This is a genomic window from Klebsiella sp. PK01 (genome assembly GCF_057624675.1).
Genome location: NZ_JBYEZM010000001.1, coordinates 694,115 through 709,868, shown reverse-complemented (window position 1 = coordinate 709,868; position 15,754 = coordinate 694,115). Strand labels below are relative to the sequence as shown.

The 15,754-nt window shown below is 52.8% G+C and carries 19 protein-coding genes; 8 read left to right on the top strand and 11 right to left on the bottom strand.

Features of this window, described 5'->3' with window-relative positions; genetic code table 11:
* Positions 1–195: 195 nt before the first annotated feature.
* Together cydH and AC22LX_RS03440 are read left to right on the top strand one after the other, a co-directional pair.
* On the top strand, positions 196–285 hold the full coding sequence (cydH, locus tag AC22LX_RS03445; RefSeq protein ID WP_032705726.1) for a cytochrome bd-I oxidase subunit CydH: 90 nt from the start codon (positions 196–198) through the stop codon (positions 283–285).
* A gap of 159 nt (positions 286–444) precedes the next feature.
* On the top strand, positions 445–1,611 hold the full coding sequence (locus tag AC22LX_RS03440) for an MFS transporter (RefSeq protein ID WP_015366882.1): 1,167 nt from the start codon (positions 445–447) through the stop codon (positions 1,609–1,611).
* Positions 1,612–1,660: 49 nt separating this feature from the next.
* Here AC22LX_RS03440 and sodB read toward each other — a convergent pair whose 3' ends face one another.
* Positions 1,661–2,242 (bottom strand): superoxide dismutase [Fe], encoded by a 582-nt coding sequence (gene sodB, locus AC22LX_RS03435; RefSeq protein ID WP_015366881.1) that lies wholly within the window; start codon positions 2,240–2,242, stop codon positions 1,661–1,663.
* A 478-nt stretch (positions 2,243–2,720) separates the two neighbouring features.
* Between sodB and AC22LX_RS03430 the strand changes: the two genes are divergently transcribed.
* The gene (locus AC22LX_RS03430) at positions 2,721–3,176 is read left to right on the top strand and encodes a helix-turn-helix domain-containing protein (protein ID WP_045392492.1); all 456 of its coding nucleotides are present in this window, start codon (positions 2,721–2,723) and stop codon (positions 3,174–3,176) included.
* On the opposite strand, the gene AC22LX_RS03425 is transcribed toward AC22LX_RS03430, so the two are convergent.
* The gene (locus AC22LX_RS03425; protein ID WP_045392489.1) at positions 3,173–4,048 is read right to left on the bottom strand and encodes a C40 family peptidase; all 876 of its coding nucleotides are present in this window, start codon (positions 4,046–4,048) and stop codon (positions 3,173–3,175) included. The genes AC22LX_RS03430 and AC22LX_RS03425 overlap by 4 nt on opposite strands.
* A gap of 339 nt (positions 4,049–4,387) precedes the next feature.
* On the opposite strand from AC22LX_RS03425, the gene AC22LX_RS03420 reads away from it, so the two are divergent.
* Positions 4,388–4,735, top strand: a complete 348-nt coding sequence (locus AC22LX_RS03420) for a Grx4 family monothiol glutaredoxin (protein WP_045392486.1) — start codon at positions 4,388–4,390, stop codon at positions 4,733–4,735.
* A gap of 52 nt (positions 4,736–4,787) precedes the next feature.
* On the opposite strand, the gene rnt is transcribed toward AC22LX_RS03420, so the two are convergent.
* From rnt to AC22LX_RS03400, 4 genes are all read right to left on the bottom strand, one after another.
* Complete coding sequence (rnt, locus tag AC22LX_RS03415; protein WP_045392483.1) at positions 4,788–5,432, bottom strand: ribonuclease T; 645 nt, start codon at positions 5,430–5,432, stop codon at positions 4,788–4,790.
* 266 nt (positions 5,433–5,698) lie between these two features.
* Entirely contained in the window at positions 5,699–6,106 is a 408-nt protein-coding gene (gloA, locus tag AC22LX_RS03410) for a lactoylglutathione lyase (protein WP_045373539.1), read from the bottom strand.
* A 79-nt stretch (positions 6,107–6,185) separates the two neighbouring features.
* A complete protein-coding gene (gene nemA, locus AC22LX_RS03405; protein WP_487333749.1) occupies positions 6,186–7,283 on the bottom strand; it encodes an N-ethylmaleimide reductase in 1,098 nt (365 codons plus the stop codon).
* 52 nt (positions 7,284–7,335) lie between these two features.
* Positions 7,336–7,935, bottom strand: coding sequence for a TetR/AcrR family transcriptional regulator (locus AC22LX_RS03400; protein ID WP_045392477.1), 600 nt, complete (start codon positions 7,933–7,935; stop codon positions 7,336–7,338).
* Between the two features lie 134 nt (positions 7,936–8,069).
* Between AC22LX_RS03400 and AC22LX_RS03395 the strand changes: the two genes are divergently transcribed.
* The 3 genes from AC22LX_RS03395 (at position 8,070) to sodC (ending at position 9,849) form a co-directional block, all read left to right on the top strand.
* The gene (locus tag AC22LX_RS03395) at positions 8,070–8,312 is read left to right on the top strand and encodes a DUF1289 domain-containing protein (protein ID WP_161801910.1); all 243 of its coding nucleotides are present in this window, start codon (positions 8,070–8,072) and stop codon (positions 8,310–8,312) included.
* Between the two features lie 48 nt (positions 8,313–8,360).
* Positions 8,361–9,257 (top strand): aldo/keto reductase, encoded by an 897-nt coding sequence (locus AC22LX_RS03390; protein WP_045392474.1) that lies wholly within the window; start codon positions 8,361–8,363, stop codon positions 9,255–9,257.
* 70 nt (positions 9,258–9,327) lie between these two features.
* A complete protein-coding gene (gene sodC, locus AC22LX_RS03385) occupies positions 9,328–9,849 on the top strand; it encodes a superoxide dismutase [Cu-Zn] SodC (RefSeq protein WP_045392471.1) in 522 nt (173 codons plus the stop codon).
* Here sodC and AC22LX_RS03380 read toward each other — a convergent pair.
* From AC22LX_RS03380 to AC22LX_RS03370, 3 genes are read right to left on the bottom strand one after another with little or no spacing between them, the layout of a single operon-like run.
* On the bottom strand, positions 9,842–11,866 hold the full coding sequence (locus AC22LX_RS03380; RefSeq protein ID WP_045392468.1) for an FUSC family protein: 2,025 nt from the start codon (positions 11,864–11,866) through the stop codon (positions 9,842–9,844). The genes sodC and AC22LX_RS03380 overlap by 8 nt on opposite strands.
* Positions 11,866–12,762 (bottom strand): efflux RND transporter periplasmic adaptor subunit, encoded by an 897-nt coding sequence (locus AC22LX_RS03375; protein ID WP_045392466.1) that lies wholly within the window; start codon positions 12,760–12,762, stop codon positions 11,866–11,868. Before AC22LX_RS03375 ends, AC22LX_RS03380 begins: the two co-directional genes overlap by 1 nt.
* 10 nt (positions 12,763–12,772) lie before the next feature.
* On the bottom strand, positions 12,773–13,009 hold the full coding sequence (locus tag AC22LX_RS03370) for a DUF1656 domain-containing protein (protein WP_015366868.1): 237 nt from the start codon (positions 13,007–13,009) through the stop codon (positions 12,773–12,775).
* A 172-nt stretch (positions 13,010–13,181) separates the two neighbouring features.
* Between AC22LX_RS03370 and slyA the strand changes: the two genes are divergently transcribed.
* Positions 13,182–13,622, top strand: a complete 441-nt coding sequence (gene slyA, locus AC22LX_RS03365) for a transcriptional regulator SlyA (RefSeq protein ID WP_020078997.1) — start codon at positions 13,182–13,184, stop codon at positions 13,620–13,622.
* Between the two features lie 37 nt (positions 13,623–13,659).
* On the opposite strand, the gene AC22LX_RS03360 is transcribed toward slyA, so the two are convergent.
* Positions 13,660–15,015, bottom strand: coding sequence for a sensor domain-containing diguanylate cyclase (locus AC22LX_RS03360; RefSeq protein ID WP_045392465.1), 1,356 nt, complete (start codon positions 15,013–15,015; stop codon positions 13,660–13,662).
* Between the two features lie 225 nt (positions 15,016–15,240).
* Positions 15,241–15,708: an outer membrane lipoprotein SlyB gene (slyB, locus tag AC22LX_RS03355; RefSeq protein ID WP_045392464.1), complete on the bottom strand. Its 468-nt coding sequence runs from the start codon at positions 15,706–15,708 to the stop codon at positions 15,241–15,243.
* Positions 15,709–15,754 lie beyond the last annotated feature (46 nt).

The following is a 15,754-nucleotide window of genomic DNA, read 5'->3' as shown; positions in this document are numbered from 1 at the left end:
GAAAACGACACAGAACGACAGGAAGGGGTCAATGGCCGATACGCTTTCAAATTAGCGTGGGATTTTGTCCTATCTCGCGGCAAAGGGGAAGAGCAAAAATGTGCATCACTCTAAATCCGGGAAGATTTTTGCATATTTTTGTGCAAAAATGAGCAAGCTCACTTTCTATGTGGGGATAATCAGGGGAGAAAATTGATGGACACAAATTTAAAGTTTTCGCTGACAACGACGGTTATTGTTCTGGGTCTGATCGTCGCCGCCGCGTTGACCGCGGTACTGCACTGATTCCAGCAGGGAGGGGGCTTCCCCTCCTATCCCGCCATTATTAGCAGATCTGCAAAAATCTTTTGTCATTTCGTTTACTTCTGTTTTTCTGTGATTGATGTCATGCTTTTGGCTTCTGATGTAATGCCGTGTCCTGAATCGGCCTGATGGAGTCTCTGAATGAAAATCAACTTTCCCTTACTCGCGTTGGCGATCGGTGCCTTTGGTATCGGTACCACTGAGTTTTCCCCGATGGGATTACTGCCGGTTATCGCCAAAGGCGTAGATGTTTCTATTCCGGCCGCGGGGATGCTGATTAGCGCCTATGCCATTGGCGTGATGGTCGGCGCGCCGTTAATGACGTTACTGCTGTCGCATCGCGCTCGCCGCAATGCATTGATCTTCCTGATGGGGATCTTCACCCTCGGCAACGTGCTCTCTTCTATTGCGCCGGATTACACGACGCTACTGCTGTCGCGCATTATCACCAGCCTCAATCATGGCGCGTTCTTTGGCCTTGGCTCGGTCGTTGCCGCAAGCGTGGTGCCAAAACACAAACAGGCCAGCGCGGTTGCGACCATGTTTATGGGGCTGACCATTGCCAATATCGGCGGCGTACCGGCTGCCACCTGGCTTGGTGAAACCATCGGCTGGCGAATGTCGTTCCTGGCCACGGCGGGTCTGGGGTTAATTGCGATGGTAAGCCTGTGGTTCTCCCTGCCGAAAGGTAGCGCCGGCGAGCGTCCGAACGTGAAGCGCGAGCTGTCGGTATTAATGCGGCCTCAGGTACTCTCTGCGCTGTTGACCACCGTGCTGGGCGCCGGGGCAATGTTCACGCTGTATACCTACATTTCTCCGGTACTGCATACCATCACCAACGCTTCACCGCTGTTTGTTACCGCCATGCTGGTATTAATCGGCGTCGGTTTCTCGCTTGGCAACTATCTGGGCGGTAAGTTTGCCGACCGTTCAGTCTCCGGCACTTTGAAAGGATTCCTGCTGTTGTTGATTGCCATCATGTTGGCTATTCCGCTGCTGGCGCAATCGCAACTGGGTGCTGCCGTCAGCATGGTCGTGTGGGGCGCGGCAACCTTCGCGGTCGTTCCGCCGCTGCAGATGCGGGTAATGCGCGTGGCGCACGAAGCGCCGGGCCTGTCATCATCGGTGAATATTGGCGCTTTCAACCTCGGCAACGCGTTGGGCGCGGCGGCGGGCGGCGCGGTGATATCCGGCGGTCTCGGGTATGCTTTTGTGCCGGTGATGGGGGCGATTATTGCCGGGCTGGCGTTGGCGGTGGTGCTGTTTGGCGGGCGTTCGCAACCAGAAGAAGCATTAGCGAATAACTAAGTCGCACTAAGAAAAACCGCAGCGGGGTAATCCTGCTGCGGTTTTGTTTTTATGCTGCCAGGTTAGCGGCAACAAATTTCCAGTTTACCAGCGCCCAGAAGTGTTCCAGATAATTAGGACGGGCATTGCGGTAGTCGATGTAGTAGGCGTGTTCCCAGACATCAACGGTCAGCAGCGGCGTCGCATCGGTAGTCAGCGGAGTGCCGGCGTTGCTGGTGGAGACGATAGCCAGGCTGCCGTCTGCGTTTTTAACAAGCCAGGTCCAGCCTGCGCCGAAGTTTTTCGCCGCGGCATCGGTGAATTTCGCTTTAAAATCAGCGAAGCTACCGAAAGATTTGTTAATCGCTGCGGCCAGTTCGCCTTCCGGCTCACCGCCGGCGTTCGGCGCCAGGCAGTTCCAGTAGAAAGTGTGGTTCCAGACCTGCGCTGCGTTATTGAAGACGCCGCCTTCAGAAGAGCGAACGATCTCTTCCAGAGATTTGCCTTCAAAAGCGGTGCCTTTGATCAGGTTGTTGAGGTTGGTCACGTAGGCCTGGTGATGCTTACCGTAATGGTATTCCAGGGTTTCTGCGGAAATGTGCGGCGCCAGGGCGTCTTTTGCATATGGTAATGCAGGTAATTCAAACGACATTGCTACTCTCCTTATAACTTTTTGTTTTTTCTCACATTAATTAGGTGAAAATTCACCTGAATACAGTATTTACTGTGTAACGCTGTCGCGAGTGTTACATGTTATTGTGTTGAGAATGTTAACATTTGCTGAAGTCAGTTAAAAGACTTACAACAACAAAGGTTATTCATTGCTAACGCGACTGATTAAGCCTTCGCCAGTCTGGCACATGGCGAGCGATATGATTCGCAAATTCCCCATCGACGCGCCTGCCTACGACTAAAACGCTTCGTATCTTCACCGCCTGTTATCTTTTTAGATCGCTATAAAACATTAGCTTGCGAGCATTATGCGTAATGGGAATGACTTTCATGCCCAATAATCATTAGGATTAATTTTAATTGTATGACAAATATAATTGTCTCTGCAGGCAACGGACCTCGGAGTAAGAAATCGTTATTGAACAAGCATAAAGCTCATAATTGATGGATGAAAAGAGATGGCGCACAAACATGAAATGGTCAGCGGACATATCATTCCGATCGTCGTAGATATTATCGAATGGATCGAAGACAACATTTTTACCGCGCTCCCCGTTACCGCGATCTCGCGAAAATCGGGTTATTCGCACTGGTACTTTCAGCGTCAGTTCGCGCTGATTACCGGTTATACGCTGGGAACGTATGTGAGCCGACGCAAAATGACCATTGCCGCCGGCATTCTCAAACAGACGAAGGATTCGGCGCTGAGTATCTCATTGCTGCTCGGGTTTGAAGGCCAGGCGACATTCTGCCGTACTTTCCGTCGTCATTTTGGTATGTCGCCGACCAGTTATCGCCGTCACCCCGCGCAACTGGAGGAGCGTATGCAGTATCCGCTGAATCTGCAAGAGGAGGGGAATATACAGCAGAACGGTATGCCGCCGCAGCGGCAAACCGGGATCGGCGTTTCTTAACGAATGGTTTTTGGCGTCATCACACGGCGCGCGCCGACGTAGTGGCGAACCCAATAATCTTCGCTTAAAGAGGTTATCTGGATGTCACGGCCGGTACGCGGCGACTGGATAAACTTTCCGTTTCCAACGTAAACGCCAACGTGGTCGGCGGTGCCGCGTCCGCGGGTGCGGAAGAAGACCAGGTCGCCGCTTTGCAGTTCATCGCGGTCAACCGGGCGGGCATCGCGCAGGTGATACATTTCGTTAGCGGTGCGCGGAATATGAATTTTAACCAGATCTTTATAGGCGTAATAAACTAGCCCGCTACAGTCAAAACCGGTGCGCGGAGAGGAGCCTCCCCAGCGGTAAGGCTTGCCTAGCTGATCCATGAGTTTATTCATCGCGGTGCTTTGCGCTTTTTGCACCCGGGCTTTGTGCGCATCGGCAATCGTCAGATTCGGTTCATCGGCAACAGGTTTACAGCGCTTTTTGTAGCCTTTACGCACTACGCATTTGCTTTTTACGCTGTTCAACGCCAGCGACGTTGCTTCGCTGGATGTTACCGTTTTCGCACACTGCTTTTTATAACCTTTGCGCAACACGCATTTTTTGGTGGCGCCGGCGGCTTGACGATTAAGTGCGGTTTGGCTTGCTGCGGTAGTACGGGTAGGGTGCTTTGCGCTTGAGGTTTTTTTACGGGTAGTTTTAGCGGTGGATTTAGATTTATTCTGTGCCGCTTTCTTCTTACGCTCGGCGGTGGAGCCTTTCGCCGGATGCGCCTTCGGCGTAGCCGAAGCGTGCGTATGCCCTGAAGCATGCGCCAATGGCGTAAGCGAGATAGATGTAAACAGTAATGCACAGAGCGATATCGCGATTTTATTGAGCCGCGCCACTGAGCAATCCCCTGATTAAATTACAGACATATACCAATGCCTGACGGTGAATGACAAACCGGAATGATTCTAAAGCATAAAAAGCCAGAAAGTTAATACTCTTTTGTATCTAAAATGTCGTTTGGTTAACGATTGCAAAAAAATAAGTCAGAGAATCGCCGACCCGTACAGAAAGTGCGCAATTCGCCTCGCGGCGGCGTTACAAAGTGATATTTTTAAGGCAACTTCAGACGACTGAAGATAAAATGTGGCGAGTGAAAAAAATGTTATTATCGGTCCTGCGTCCAGGACGCTACAATGACAAATTACTGCCGTAAAGATGTTTAAGGAAGCACGACAATGAGCACCACTTTAGAAACGATCCAACGTCAAATCGCTGAAAACCCAATTCTGCTGTACATGAAAGGCTCTCCGAAGCTGCCGAGCTGCGGTTTCTCCGCTCAGGCAGTGCAGGCGCTTTCCGCTTGCGGCGAACGTTTTGCCTACGTAGACATCCTGCAGAACCCGGATATTCGCGCTGAACTGCCGAAATACGCTAACTGGCCGACCTTCCCGCAGCTGTGGGTTGACGGCGAACTGGTTGGCGGTTGCGACATCATCATCGAAATGTATCAGCGCGGCGAACTGCAGCAGCTGATTAAAGAAACGGCTGCCAAGCACAGCGCTGACGAGCCGAAAGCAGAGTAATTCTTCGCTGCAAAGAAAAAGCGACTTCCCCGGAAGTCGCTTTTTTTATGGCTTATGCTTCGATCGGCGCTAGCGGCCAGCCGCCAAGGCGCTTCCAGCGGTTGACGATTTCGCAGAATAGCTGGGCGGTTTGCTCGGTATCGTACAACGCGGAATGGGCCTTGCTGCCGTCAAACTCCATTCCTGCGGCGATGCAGGCTTTAGATAATACGGTTTGCCCTAAGGCCAGCCCGCTCAGTGCGGCGGTATCGAAGGTCACGAAAGGGTGGAACGGATTGCGTTTCAACCCGGCGCGCTCGGCGGCGGCCATCGTGAAGCTGTGATCGAAAGTCGCGTTATGCGCCACCATTATCGCCCGGCTGCAATCGCTCTCTTTCATCCCTTTGCGGACCATCTTAAAAATAGCGTGCAGCGCATCGTATTCGCTTATCGCGCCGCGTTCAGGATCGTTTGGGTTAATTCCATTGAAAGCCAGCGCTTCTGGCTGCAGGTTGGCCCCTTCGAAGGGAGCCACGTGAAAATGCAGCGTTTCGTCCGGCATTAGCCAGCCCTGCTCATCCATCTTCAACGTAATAGCGGCGATCTCCAGCAGGGCGTCGGTTTTGGCATTAAACCCGGCGGTCTCAACATCAATCACCACTGGGTAAAAACCGCGAAAACGGCCGCACAGACCATTAAGTTGAGCGTTCTCGGACATCAGATTCTCTTAGCTGGAAAAAAGTAGCGCGCATTATGGCAAATTTTGCCGCGGCTTGCAGCAGGAAGGGAGAAAACATCGGGCGCGAACGCGCCCGATGAAATTGATGATAAACGTCATGCAATCAGTGGGATTTCAGATTGCATTAGACAAATAACAAGGAAAATCAATTTATTGATTTTCGGCTGATAACCACAAAGAAGGAAAAACCACGCTTTTTCCTTCTTTGTCAGCAGCCTGAAGGGCGCGAATGCGCCCGAATTAACTTAGTTGCCGAGACCTTTTCCGGCATCTTTCTCTTCGATCAGCTCAATTTTGTAGCCGTCCGGATCTTCAACAAAAGCGATAACCGTGCTGCCGCCTTTCACCGGACCTGCCTCGCGAGTGACATTGCCGCCGTTCTGACGAATACGTTCGCAGGCTTCCGCCGCGTTATCGACGCTCAGCGCAATGTGGCCATAGGCGGTACCGAGCTCGTAGCTATCAACGCCCCAGTTATAGGTCAGTTCGATAACCGCGGTATCGCTCTCTTCGCCGTAGCCGACGAAAGCCAGCGAGTATTTGTATTCAGGGTTTTCGCTGGTACGCAGCAGCTTCATGCCCAGCACGTTGGTATAAAACTCAATAGAACGTTGCAGGTCGCCAACGCGCAGCATGGTGTGAAGTAAGCGCATAATTTCCCCTATGCAGTTTGTTTTGATACATCAGAGTCTTGAGTATAGCGGCGATGGTACGCCGCTATCAATGGAGGGATTACAGGGTTGGATAATCGGTATAACCTTCCGCGCCGCCGCCGTAGAAGCTTTCCGGGCGCTGCGGGTTCAGCGCCGCTTTCTTCTGCAGACGCGCCACCAGATCCGGGTTGGCGATGTAATCGCGGCCAAAGGCCACGGCATCGATCAGTCCTTTATTGATAAGGTCGTTGGCTTTCTCCACCGTGTAGGCGCCAGCGCCGATAATCGCGCCCGGGAAACGATCGCGAACTTTCTGGCGGAATTCGTCGCTATATGGTTGGCCGCCGGCCCAGTCTGGTTCGGACATATGCAGATAAGCGATACCGCGTTTCGCCAGTTGCTCAATAAGATAGAGCGCATCGGCTTCTTCGTTCGGGCCGTTATCGACGCTCTGGAAACTACCGATTGGCGACACGCGAATGCCGATACGGTCGGCGCTCCACTCTTTGCTGACGGCATCGACCACTTCCAGCACCAGACGGGCACGGTTTTCAACGCTGCCGCCGTACTGGTCAGTACGCTGGTTAGAAGAAGGCGACAGGAACTGGTGCAGCAGATAACCATGCGCGGAGTGCAGCTCTACCAGATCGAAACCCACATCGCGGGCATTGCCTACCGCCTGACGGAAGTCATCAACGATGCCTGGGATTTCGTCCGTTTCCAGCGCGCGCGGCATCGACGTATCGACGCGAATGGCATGACCGTTTTCATCACGCAGCGAAGTACGCGTGCCTGCGCTCAGCGCCGATGGCGCAACCGGCGCGGCGCCGCCCGGCTGCAGACTGTTATGAGAAATACGCCCGGTGTGCCACAGTTGCACGGCGATATGACCATTTTCAGCATGAACGCCAGCGGTGATTTTTTGCCATGCGGCCATTTGCTCTGGGCTATGCAGGCCCGGCGCGCCGGCATAGCCTTTCGCCTGGGCGGAAATTTGCGTCGCTTCGGTGATAATCAGGCCGGAGCTGGCGCGCTGACGATAGTACTCAGCCATCAGCGGAGTAGGGATGTCGCCAGGCTCGATGCTGCGCAGACGGGTCAGCGGAGCCATAAATACGCGGTTAGGTACGGTCACCGCACCGACTTTTAACGGGCTGAACAATTTAGATTCTGACATAATGACTCCTGAGTAGACCGGTCGTCTTGTAACTGGTTAAATAAAACGCCTGTTAAACCGCAGGCGCTGCAATGATCTGTTTGGCGTGAGCAAGGGCGCTTTCCAGCGGCGTTGCGCTACGCGTAATTTTGGCCTGTAAATTGGCTCCCAACCACAACGAGTACAGCACCTGTGAAAGGGTAATTGCTTCCCCCTCAAACAGCAGGCTACCCTCCAGGCGGCCTTTTTCCAGCGCTTCGCCCAACAGGGCGATAATCTGGCTGGCGCCTTTATCCATGGCGGTACGCATATCTTCCGACAAGTCGCACACCTCTGCCGACAGCTTCACGGTTAAGCAACCGCTGATAATGCCCTGTTGGCAAAACTGATTCAGCGTGTGCTGATAGTAGGCCAGCAGTCGGTCGCGGTAGTTGCCTTCGCCATGGTCAAAATGGTCAACCAGGCGCTGCAGATAGCCGGTGTAGTGATGTTCAAGCAACGCGACGCCGAAGGCTTCTTTTGAGCGAAAGTAGTGATAGAAAGAGCCTTTCGGCACTTCCGCGGTTTTCAGAAGTTCACTTAAGCCCATTCCGGTAAAACCACGATGCATGCATAGTTGTTCGCCGGTGACGAGGATGTGTTCTCGGGTATCGCATTCGCTGTGTCTGTTCATGGGGCACACTGTAGTAGACCGATTGGTCTAATGCAAGCAAAATGATCATTCTGCGAGGATAACAAACCAACAAAAGTTGCGCGCGAGCGGCAGAGCGTCTTCAATGAGAGACAGAGAGAATAAACGGGAGAGCGGTGGTGGCAGAGCAGCTTGAGTTTTTCCCGGTACAGAGTCCGTGCCGGGGAATATGTCAGTCCGATGAACGCGGTTATTGTCGCGGCTGTTTTCGTAGCCGTGATGAGCGCTTCAATTGGCAAAAGCTGAGCGATGCGCAAAAACAAGAGGTCCTGCGTCTGTGCCGCCAGCGTTTACTGCGTAAAATTCGCGCGGCTAAGCAGGCGCCCGCGGAAGAACCGCAGCAACCCTCACTGTTTTGACGACAAATATGCGTATACTCAGAACACTTTTTTGTCGAGGAAGCGTTTATGGTTCAGCGTATTGCTATGGCTCCGCAGGGGCCGGAATTTTCACGTTTTGTTATGGGTTACTGGCGGCTAATGGACTGGAAAATGTCCACAGACGCGTTGGTTGGTTTCATTGAGCAGCACCTGGATCTAGGAATTACTACCGTCGACCACGCCGATATCTACGGCGATTACCAGTGTGAAGCCGCTTTTGGCGAAGCGATGAAGCGAGCGCCGCACCTGCGTAGCCGTATGGAAATCGTTAGCAAGTGTGGGATTGCGACTAAAGCGCGTGCGGAAAATACCATTGGTCACTATATCACCGATCGCGACCACATCATTCTTAGCGCCGAACAATCGCTGCGCAATCTGGCGACCGATCATCTCGATTTACTGCTGATTCATCGCCCGGATCCGCTGATGGATGCCGACGAAGTCGCAGAGGCTTTCCTCGCGCTACATCATAGTGGGAAAGTGCGCCACTTTGGCGTATCTAACTTTACGCCGGCGCAGTTTACGCTATTACAATCGCGCCTGCCTTTCACCCTGGCTACTAACCAGGTCGAGATCTCACCGGTACATCAGCCTCTATTGCTTGACGGTACCCTCGATCAGCTCCAGCAGTTGCGCATTCGACCGATGGCCTGGTCGTGTCTCGGCGGCGGACGCCTGTTCAATGACGAGAGCTTCCAACCGCTGCGCGACGAGCTGGCGCAAATTGCCCAGGAGCTCAATGCAGATAGCATTGAGCAAGTCGTCTATGCGTGGGTGCTGCGCCTGCCGTCGAAACCGCTGCCGATTATCGGCTCGGGCAAAATCGAGCGCGTGCGCTCGGCGATTGTGGCGGAAAAACTGCCTATGACGCGCCAGCAGTGGTTCCGCATTCGTAAAGCGGCGCTGGGTTACGACGTTCCTTAAACCATCTTACGCCTCCGGATGCCGCTACCTGGTTTACACTTATCAGGGATACGGCTAATCCGGAGGTGTTATGCAACGATGTTTACTCGCTATTTTCACTCTCGCATTTTGCGCTGGCGCGCAGGCCGCCAGTGAAGATGTCTCCCTCAATCTTGTCACCAGCCAGAGCGTTGGCCAGGCCGTCGGTAGCGTTAAAATTACTGAAACCGACAGAGGCCTTGAATTTACTCCCGATTTACGCGCGCTTCCGCCGGGCAAACACGGTTTTCATATCCACGCTGAGGGAAGCTGCCAGCCTGCGATAAAAGACGGTAAAGCGGTCGCCGCCGGCGCGGCGGGAGGTCATTTCGATCCGCAACATACCGGTAAGCATGAAGGGCCGCTGGGCGCGGGGCATCTTGGCGATCTTCCACTGCTGGTGGTCAACGACAATGGGGTGGCTAACCAACCGGTTATTGCCCCGCGTCTGAAAACGCTCGCGGAAGTGAAGGGCAAAGCGCTGATGGTTCATGTCGGCGGCGATAATATGGCCGATAGCCCGCAGCCGCTGGGCGGCGGCGGCGAGCGTTTTGCCTGCGGGGTGATTAAGTAGTCCGTTCAGTAATGGTGCCGGCAATCGGCGCCTGTTCCAGCTGCGATAGCGAGCAGTATAACCGCCAGATTATCGCCGCCAGCTCTTTAGCCGCCGGCTGATGATGATGGTTAAGGGTATCGCAGATCCGCTGCAACTCCAGCAACGTCGAGGCAAGTGGACGTTGCTGGACGCCGCGTTCGCTCATGACGTCGCGAAGCAGGCTGATACACAAGTCGCGTACTTGTGAGAGGGGGTCTGAACGTGTCTCCCAATCACGTAGTTGCCACACGACATGCGAGCAGTTGAGCAGCACTACGCCCCAGCGCAGCAGCCAACGCCGCGCCAGCGCGTCCTGGCTGCTGCTCAACTGGCTAATGTGGTGATACACCAGAGACTCAAATTCGTGCTCGCTATGCTGCGGGCGGCGGCTCAACTGATCGACAAAGTGACGCCGTAACGCACGGATATGGCGGCGACTTTTCCGCGCATCTGAGCCGGGACTGATAACCGCAAAGGCAAGCCACGCCAGACCAACACCGATAATTTTGCCGAGATTATCATTAAGAAACGAGGCAAAGTCATAAACCGGAGGGTTGGTGACCGAAATAAACGATCCCATAAAGACGATTAACTGCCCCCATAGCCCAGCGAACTTCGGCATCTGGAGTTTCAATAACTGCATGGTGGTGAGCAGCGGGAACAGAAACAGTAAAAACTGCCACAGGTCGGTTATCTGCACCATTAAGCCAAACTTCACCACAAAACTGAACAGCGACAACAGCACCAGGGTACGCATCAATAAGGTGAGCGATTTAAAGGGCGACGGCGATATTGAGTAGAGTACGCAGCTAATGGCGGCGAGGGTGAGCGCGGCGGCGCAGGCCTGCCATTGGGTGCTGATACCCCAGGCGCCCACGGCCACCAGCGCGCAGAAGGTACGTAAGCCGTTCCATAACGCTTCAGCCTGATCGGTATGACGCGACAGCGCCGGCGCTGAAGGGACATTAAACTCGGTGATAGCGCTGGCGTTCTCGATGCGGCGAAGCCAGCGGCTGCTTTCGAGATAGATACGACAGAAATAACGCAGCCGTTTCCAGAACGCCAGATGGCGATAGTCGGCGTTAGGGCCGGGGGCCAGCGGCACCAGAATCCGCGCCACGCTATAAACATTTGCGTGCGGATTGGCGAGCTCGCTGAGTAGCGTTTCGAGCACCGCCCGCGTATTGCCAGGCGCGTCCGGCCAGTTCAATAACATTCTTCGCAGGCTGGAGATGACGCTGGTCATTCGTAACTGCTGATGCAGCAGATAATTCAGCAAGGGATTCTGCCGTCTGAAACGGTAGTGGCTCCAGAAGGCCTGGATACGCAGCAAATTCATGGTCAGGATCTGGCCGATGACGCTTTCATGGGCGCTACGAATCGCATCGGTGGTTTCCGGCACCCACAGCAGGCTGGCATGCTCTAATAGCCGGGAATGCATATTCTTCAGTGCCGTCAGCAGCGTGACGCCATCTGAGGTACTGGGCAGGATCATCATCATGAACCCGCCGGACAATATCCCCACAATCACTTCACAAACTCGCGACTGAGCGATAGTCCACAGTTCATTCGCGTCGGCAACATTAATAACCGGGAAGGCGATAATTGCGCAGGTATAGCCTGCCAGTTGAAAAGCGTAGGCGACGTTATTGGTGAACATCGCGCAGGCCCAGGTACAGAGCGCAATCCAGGCTGAGATACTGAACAAGAATAGCCACGGGTCGTTAAGGGTATGGCCGGCCAACAGCAGGGCGGCGCAGGCGCCGAGCAGGCTGCCGGCGATACGGCCAAAGCTCTTGCTGATAACGCCGCCAACGGTCGGGAAGCTGACGACTGCGGCGGAGGTCATTGCCCAGTAGGGCTCATCAAGATCCAGCGCATAGGCGATGCTAAGCGCCAGACACATCGCAATGCCGTTGCGTAACGCGTAGCGCCATTGCGGACGGCTGGCTTTAAACCACGGCAGTGATTGCCAGCGCAGAGCCTGCAGCTTCATTACTGTCCGCCAATCGATACGGTGCAAGTGGTACCTGAAACCAGTGTGACGTCCGCAGGCAGCTTATCGAACTCAATACGTACCGGTACGCGTTGCGCGAGGCGTACCCATGGAATGTTGGGTTTAATATTAGCGACCAGCGCCGAACCGCCTTCGACGCTCTGATCAACGATGGCGCGGCCGATGCTGGAAACGTGACCCTGTAACGTTTGTTTGCTGCTATAGAGAACGACCTGAGCGCTAGCGCCTTCGCGGATGTGACGCAGTTTGGTCTCTTCAAAATAACCCAGGACATAAAAAGAATGACTATCAACCAACGCAAATACCGGGTGGCCGACGGAGGCGTAATCCCCGACCCGCGTTGACAAATTAGTGATCCAGCCATCAACCGGCGCTTTGACCTCGGTTTGCGTCAGCTGCCACTGCGCATGTTCCAGCGCGGCTTGCGCCACGCCAACCACCGCTTTAGCCGCCTCATAAGTGGTATTGGCGGTATTCAAAGCGGTATTAACGGTTTCCATATCTTCAGCGGAGATGAAGTTTTGCGAAAGACTGCGGCGGCGAGTAACGTCGCTGGCGGCCTTGGTTTGCTCGGCTTTGGCTTTTGCCAGTTCCGCTTTGGCTTTTGCCAACTGCGCCTGAGCGTTTAAAACCGCAATGCGATAGGGGGTATCGTCAATGCGGAACAAAACGTCGCCGGCTTTGACCAACTGGTTGTCTTTAACATTCAACTGCAAAATACTGCCGGAAACCTGAGGCGTAATGCCGACCTGTTCGGCGCGAATTTTGCCATCCCGCGTCCATGGTGACTGAGTGTAGTAATTCCATACCAGCCAGGCGGCGATAATCGCAATAGCGGCAATAATTAAGGTTGAGAGATATTTTAGTTTCTTCATGAAATGAGCATCACAAGAGAGTCAGGAGAACCAGCGCCAGGCAAACGGCCAGCGCAAACAGGGAAAGGTCCATCAGCAGGGGATGCCAGATTTCGCCGGCGTACATCCAGTCGCGTAGCTGACGATGAACGATTAACCAGATAAAGAAACCAAGCACGACGGCTTTAAATAACGGGGGAAAATAGATAGAAGCGCCGAACACCAGGTCCTGTAGCGACAATCCGGGAGTGTTAAGACTCAGTTTCACAAGCAAAAATCCTTTGCCGTTGCAGGGATAATGTTCTTGGTGATGAATTAGTTCACATTGTAAATCATTGTCTTGAATTTAGTGAATCAAGTAATTCATTTGTTTTGGTAATTTAAATGCTGCACACTATTCTAAAAGCAGTATAATAACTTAGCAAGCTAATTATAAGGAGATGAAATTGGAATCGCCACTTGGTTCTGATCTGGCACGTTTGGTACGCGTTTGGCGCGCGCTGATCGACCATCGCCTGAAACCTCTGGAGTTAACGCAGACGCACTGGGTCACGCTGCATAACATTCATCAGCTACCTCCTGAGCAGTCGCAAATCCAGCTGGCCAAGGCTATTGGTATTGAACAGCCCTCTTTGGTGCGCACGCTGGATCAACTGGAGGAGAAAGGGCTTATTTCTCGCCAGACTTGTGCAAACGATCGCCGGGCGAAACGTATCAAGCTCACGGAAAAGGCTGAACCGCTGATCAACCAAATGGAAGACGTGATCGGCAAAACGCGTGATGAAATCCTTGCGGGTGTATCTAAGCAGGAAGTCGAAACGCTGCTCAACTTAATCCGTAAACTTGAAAACAATATCCTCGATCTTCAGGCAAAAGACTAGCCGGGAAAAGGGCTTTGCGTTCGCAAAGCCCTTTCTCTTATTCCTGCCAGACCACCACGCGATTGCGGCCACCGTTTTTCGCCGCGTACATAGCCGCATCCGCGCGTTTGACGCACTCTTCAGCCCCAATGTTGGAGCTCGAAACGGTGTAGACCCCCATACTAATAGTCATCCGTTCCGGCAGTGATGCCTGCCCGGCGCTGACCCTCTGGCGAATTCGCTCGGCTATCGCCAGCGCATCATCAGCATCAGTATTTACCAGCAACAGGGCAAACTCCTCGCCGCCGATACGGGCGGCAATATCCTCACGGCGCACATGAGTTTGTAGTACGCTGGCGGCAAACTGAATTACCTTGTCGCCCTGAACATGGCCGTAGTTGTCATTGATGCGCTTAAAATGATCGAGATCGCTGACGATGACCGATAGCGGTCGTGTTGCTGAAGTCTGCGGTAGCAAACCGCTGAGCGTGTCGTAAAAGTAGCTGCGGTTGTACAGTCTGGTCAGCGGATCGCGGATAGAGTTCTGATACGAATTGATGTATTTGTTGTTAGAGTCGCGATAGAGAATAAAAACGTCGCTTAACAGTACGAACAGCATAAATAACGTACTCAAAGTTTCGAACAGGCGCGCCTGATTCCAGGCGATAATATGCTGACTACCTGTTGCTGTGAGTAATACGTTTAGCGTAAATATATAGGCGGCACAGAAAAATGCGCCGCTATACCAGAAGATATTACGTAGCTTGGTTAGTATAACCAATAATATCAACGTAAATACCCATGCGAAAAATAGCAGCCAGCCCATCCAGTTATGCCATAACGGAGTAAAAGTGCTGGTGATGTCGTCGATAAAATCGATGCTTAATAATGGGCTGTTACTGGAGTGTAACCACGATAAAATAAGAATGGTAGCGCTAAAAATAAAACATCCCGTCAATATTAAAGTATGCGCGCCGGCCGCTTGATTAAGATACTGACGGTAGCGGTATATAATAATGGCAGTGATGAACAACACGACCATCAAAATATTACGGAATGAGTAAAAAATCAGCGCGTCATTTTGTTTAACAATATATTCGCTGTTGCACAGTAGCCAGCCGGGATAGCTGCTCAGGGTGCCCAGCATCAGTAAGGCGGAGCTGGCAAAGGCGAAGGCGATAGGCATCAGATAGAGACGGCTTTTATCACACCAATACTTCATGCTCATGAAGCAGGAAATAGTAATGTGAAAAATCATTAATATAATTGTCAGCAAAGGAAAAAGTGGTGATGAAGTCGTAGGGATACGATTAACGACTGAATCAGATAGTATATCAATCGTAATAATTGCCAGGCTGCAGGCGATGATATAAGCAAATAAGCGGTGCGATAATCGATTTAAATTCAGAGGCACAGGTAAACTCCCGCGATAAAAATGGGGGGGGGTAAAAACGACGCGCAGGTCGCTAAATGAGGAAATCCACTTCAGGCTAACGAATTAATTAACGGGAAATATTGCGCAAACGCAAGTTGCCGTGCAGAAATATCAATAATATTGATATATGTATGATGAATATTTTGGTGGTAAATAATGACTCTGGAGAATTAATGCGGCCAATTAAGGCCGCATTAGAGAGGCTTAACGCGGGGAAACCGTCACTTGACTGCCGCTGCCGGCAATGGCTACGCGCTGACCAACGGAGAACGGGGTGCTGCCCTGTTTCTGAACCACCATGATGGTATTGCCGTCATCTTTGCGGATTTCCAGCTCAACGCCTTGCGTTTTGTTCATCGCGCCCTGTACGCCCTGACCGGCTACGCCGCCGGCAACCGCGCCTGCAGCGGTTGCAAGAGAACGACCGGTGCCGCCGCCAATGGTATTACCAAGGAAGCCACCGAGTACCGCGCCGCCAATCGCGCCGATAGCATTGCTGTCATCGCCGCTTTGGATCTGCACCGCACGGGTATGTACGATGGTACCGTAGGTCACGCTTTGCACCTGCTTGGCTTCTGATGCTGTGTAAACATCGCCAGATAGACCGCTGCTGCTGACGCAACCCGCCAGGGTTAAGCCAATCATCGAGACAGCCAAAACACGTAAAATCATTTATGAATCTCCTGTGTACCAAAAATGTTCCAGTGAACTTCCATGT

Excerpts from the sequence above, each read along its gene's own strand:
- cydH (WP_032705726.1), top strand. The coding sequence starts at position 196 with ATGGACACAAATTTAAAGTTTTCGCTGACAACGACGGTTATTGTTCTG.
- AC22LX_RS03440 (WP_015366882.1), top strand. The coding sequence starts at position 445 with ATGAAAATCAACTTTCCCTTACTCGCGTTGGCGATCGGTGCCTTTGGT.
- sodB (WP_015366881.1), bottom strand. The coding sequence starts at position 2,242 with ATGTCGTTTGAATTACCTGCATTACCATATGCAAAAGACGCCCTGGCG.
- AC22LX_RS03430 (WP_045392492.1), top strand. The coding sequence starts at position 2,721 with ATGGCGCACAAACATGAAATGGTCAGCGGACATATCATTCCGATCGTC.
- AC22LX_RS03420 (WP_045392486.1), top strand. The coding sequence starts at position 4,388 with ATGAGCACCACTTTAGAAACGATCCAACGTCAAATCGCTGAAAACCCA.
- rnt (WP_045392483.1), bottom strand. The coding sequence starts at position 5,432 with ATGTCCGAGAACGCTCAACTTAATGGTCTGTGCGGCCGTTTTCGCGGT.
- gloA (WP_045373539.1), bottom strand. The coding sequence starts at position 6,106 with ATGCGCTTACTTCACACCATGCTGCGCGTTGGCGACCTGCAACGTTCT.
- nemA (WP_487333749.1), bottom strand. The coding sequence starts at position 7,283 with ATGTCAGAATCTAAATTGTTCAGCCCGTTAAAAGTCGGTGCGGTGACC.
- AC22LX_RS03400 (WP_045392477.1), bottom strand. The coding sequence starts at position 7,935 with ATGAACAGACACAGCGAATGCGATACCCGAGAACACATCCTCGTCACC.
- AC22LX_RS03390 (WP_045392474.1), top strand. The coding sequence starts at position 8,361 with ATGGTTCAGCGTATTGCTATGGCTCCGCAGGGGCCGGAATTTTCACGT.
- sodC (WP_045392471.1), top strand. The coding sequence starts at position 9,328 with ATGCAACGATGTTTACTCGCTATTTTCACTCTCGCATTTTGCGCTGGC.
- AC22LX_RS03380 (WP_045392468.1), bottom strand. The coding sequence starts at position 11,866 with ATGAAGCTGCAGGCTCTGCGCTGGCAATCACTGCCGTGGTTTAAAGCC.
- AC22LX_RS03375 (WP_045392466.1), bottom strand. The coding sequence starts at position 12,762 with ATGAAGAAACTAAAATATCTCTCAACCTTAATTATTGCCGCTATTGCG.
- slyA (WP_020078997.1), top strand. The coding sequence starts at position 13,182 with ATGAAATTGGAATCGCCACTTGGTTCTGATCTGGCACGTTTGGTACGC.
- slyB (WP_045392464.1), bottom strand. The coding sequence starts at position 15,708 with ATGATTTTACGTGTTTTGGCTGTCTCGATGATTGGCTTAACCCTGGCG.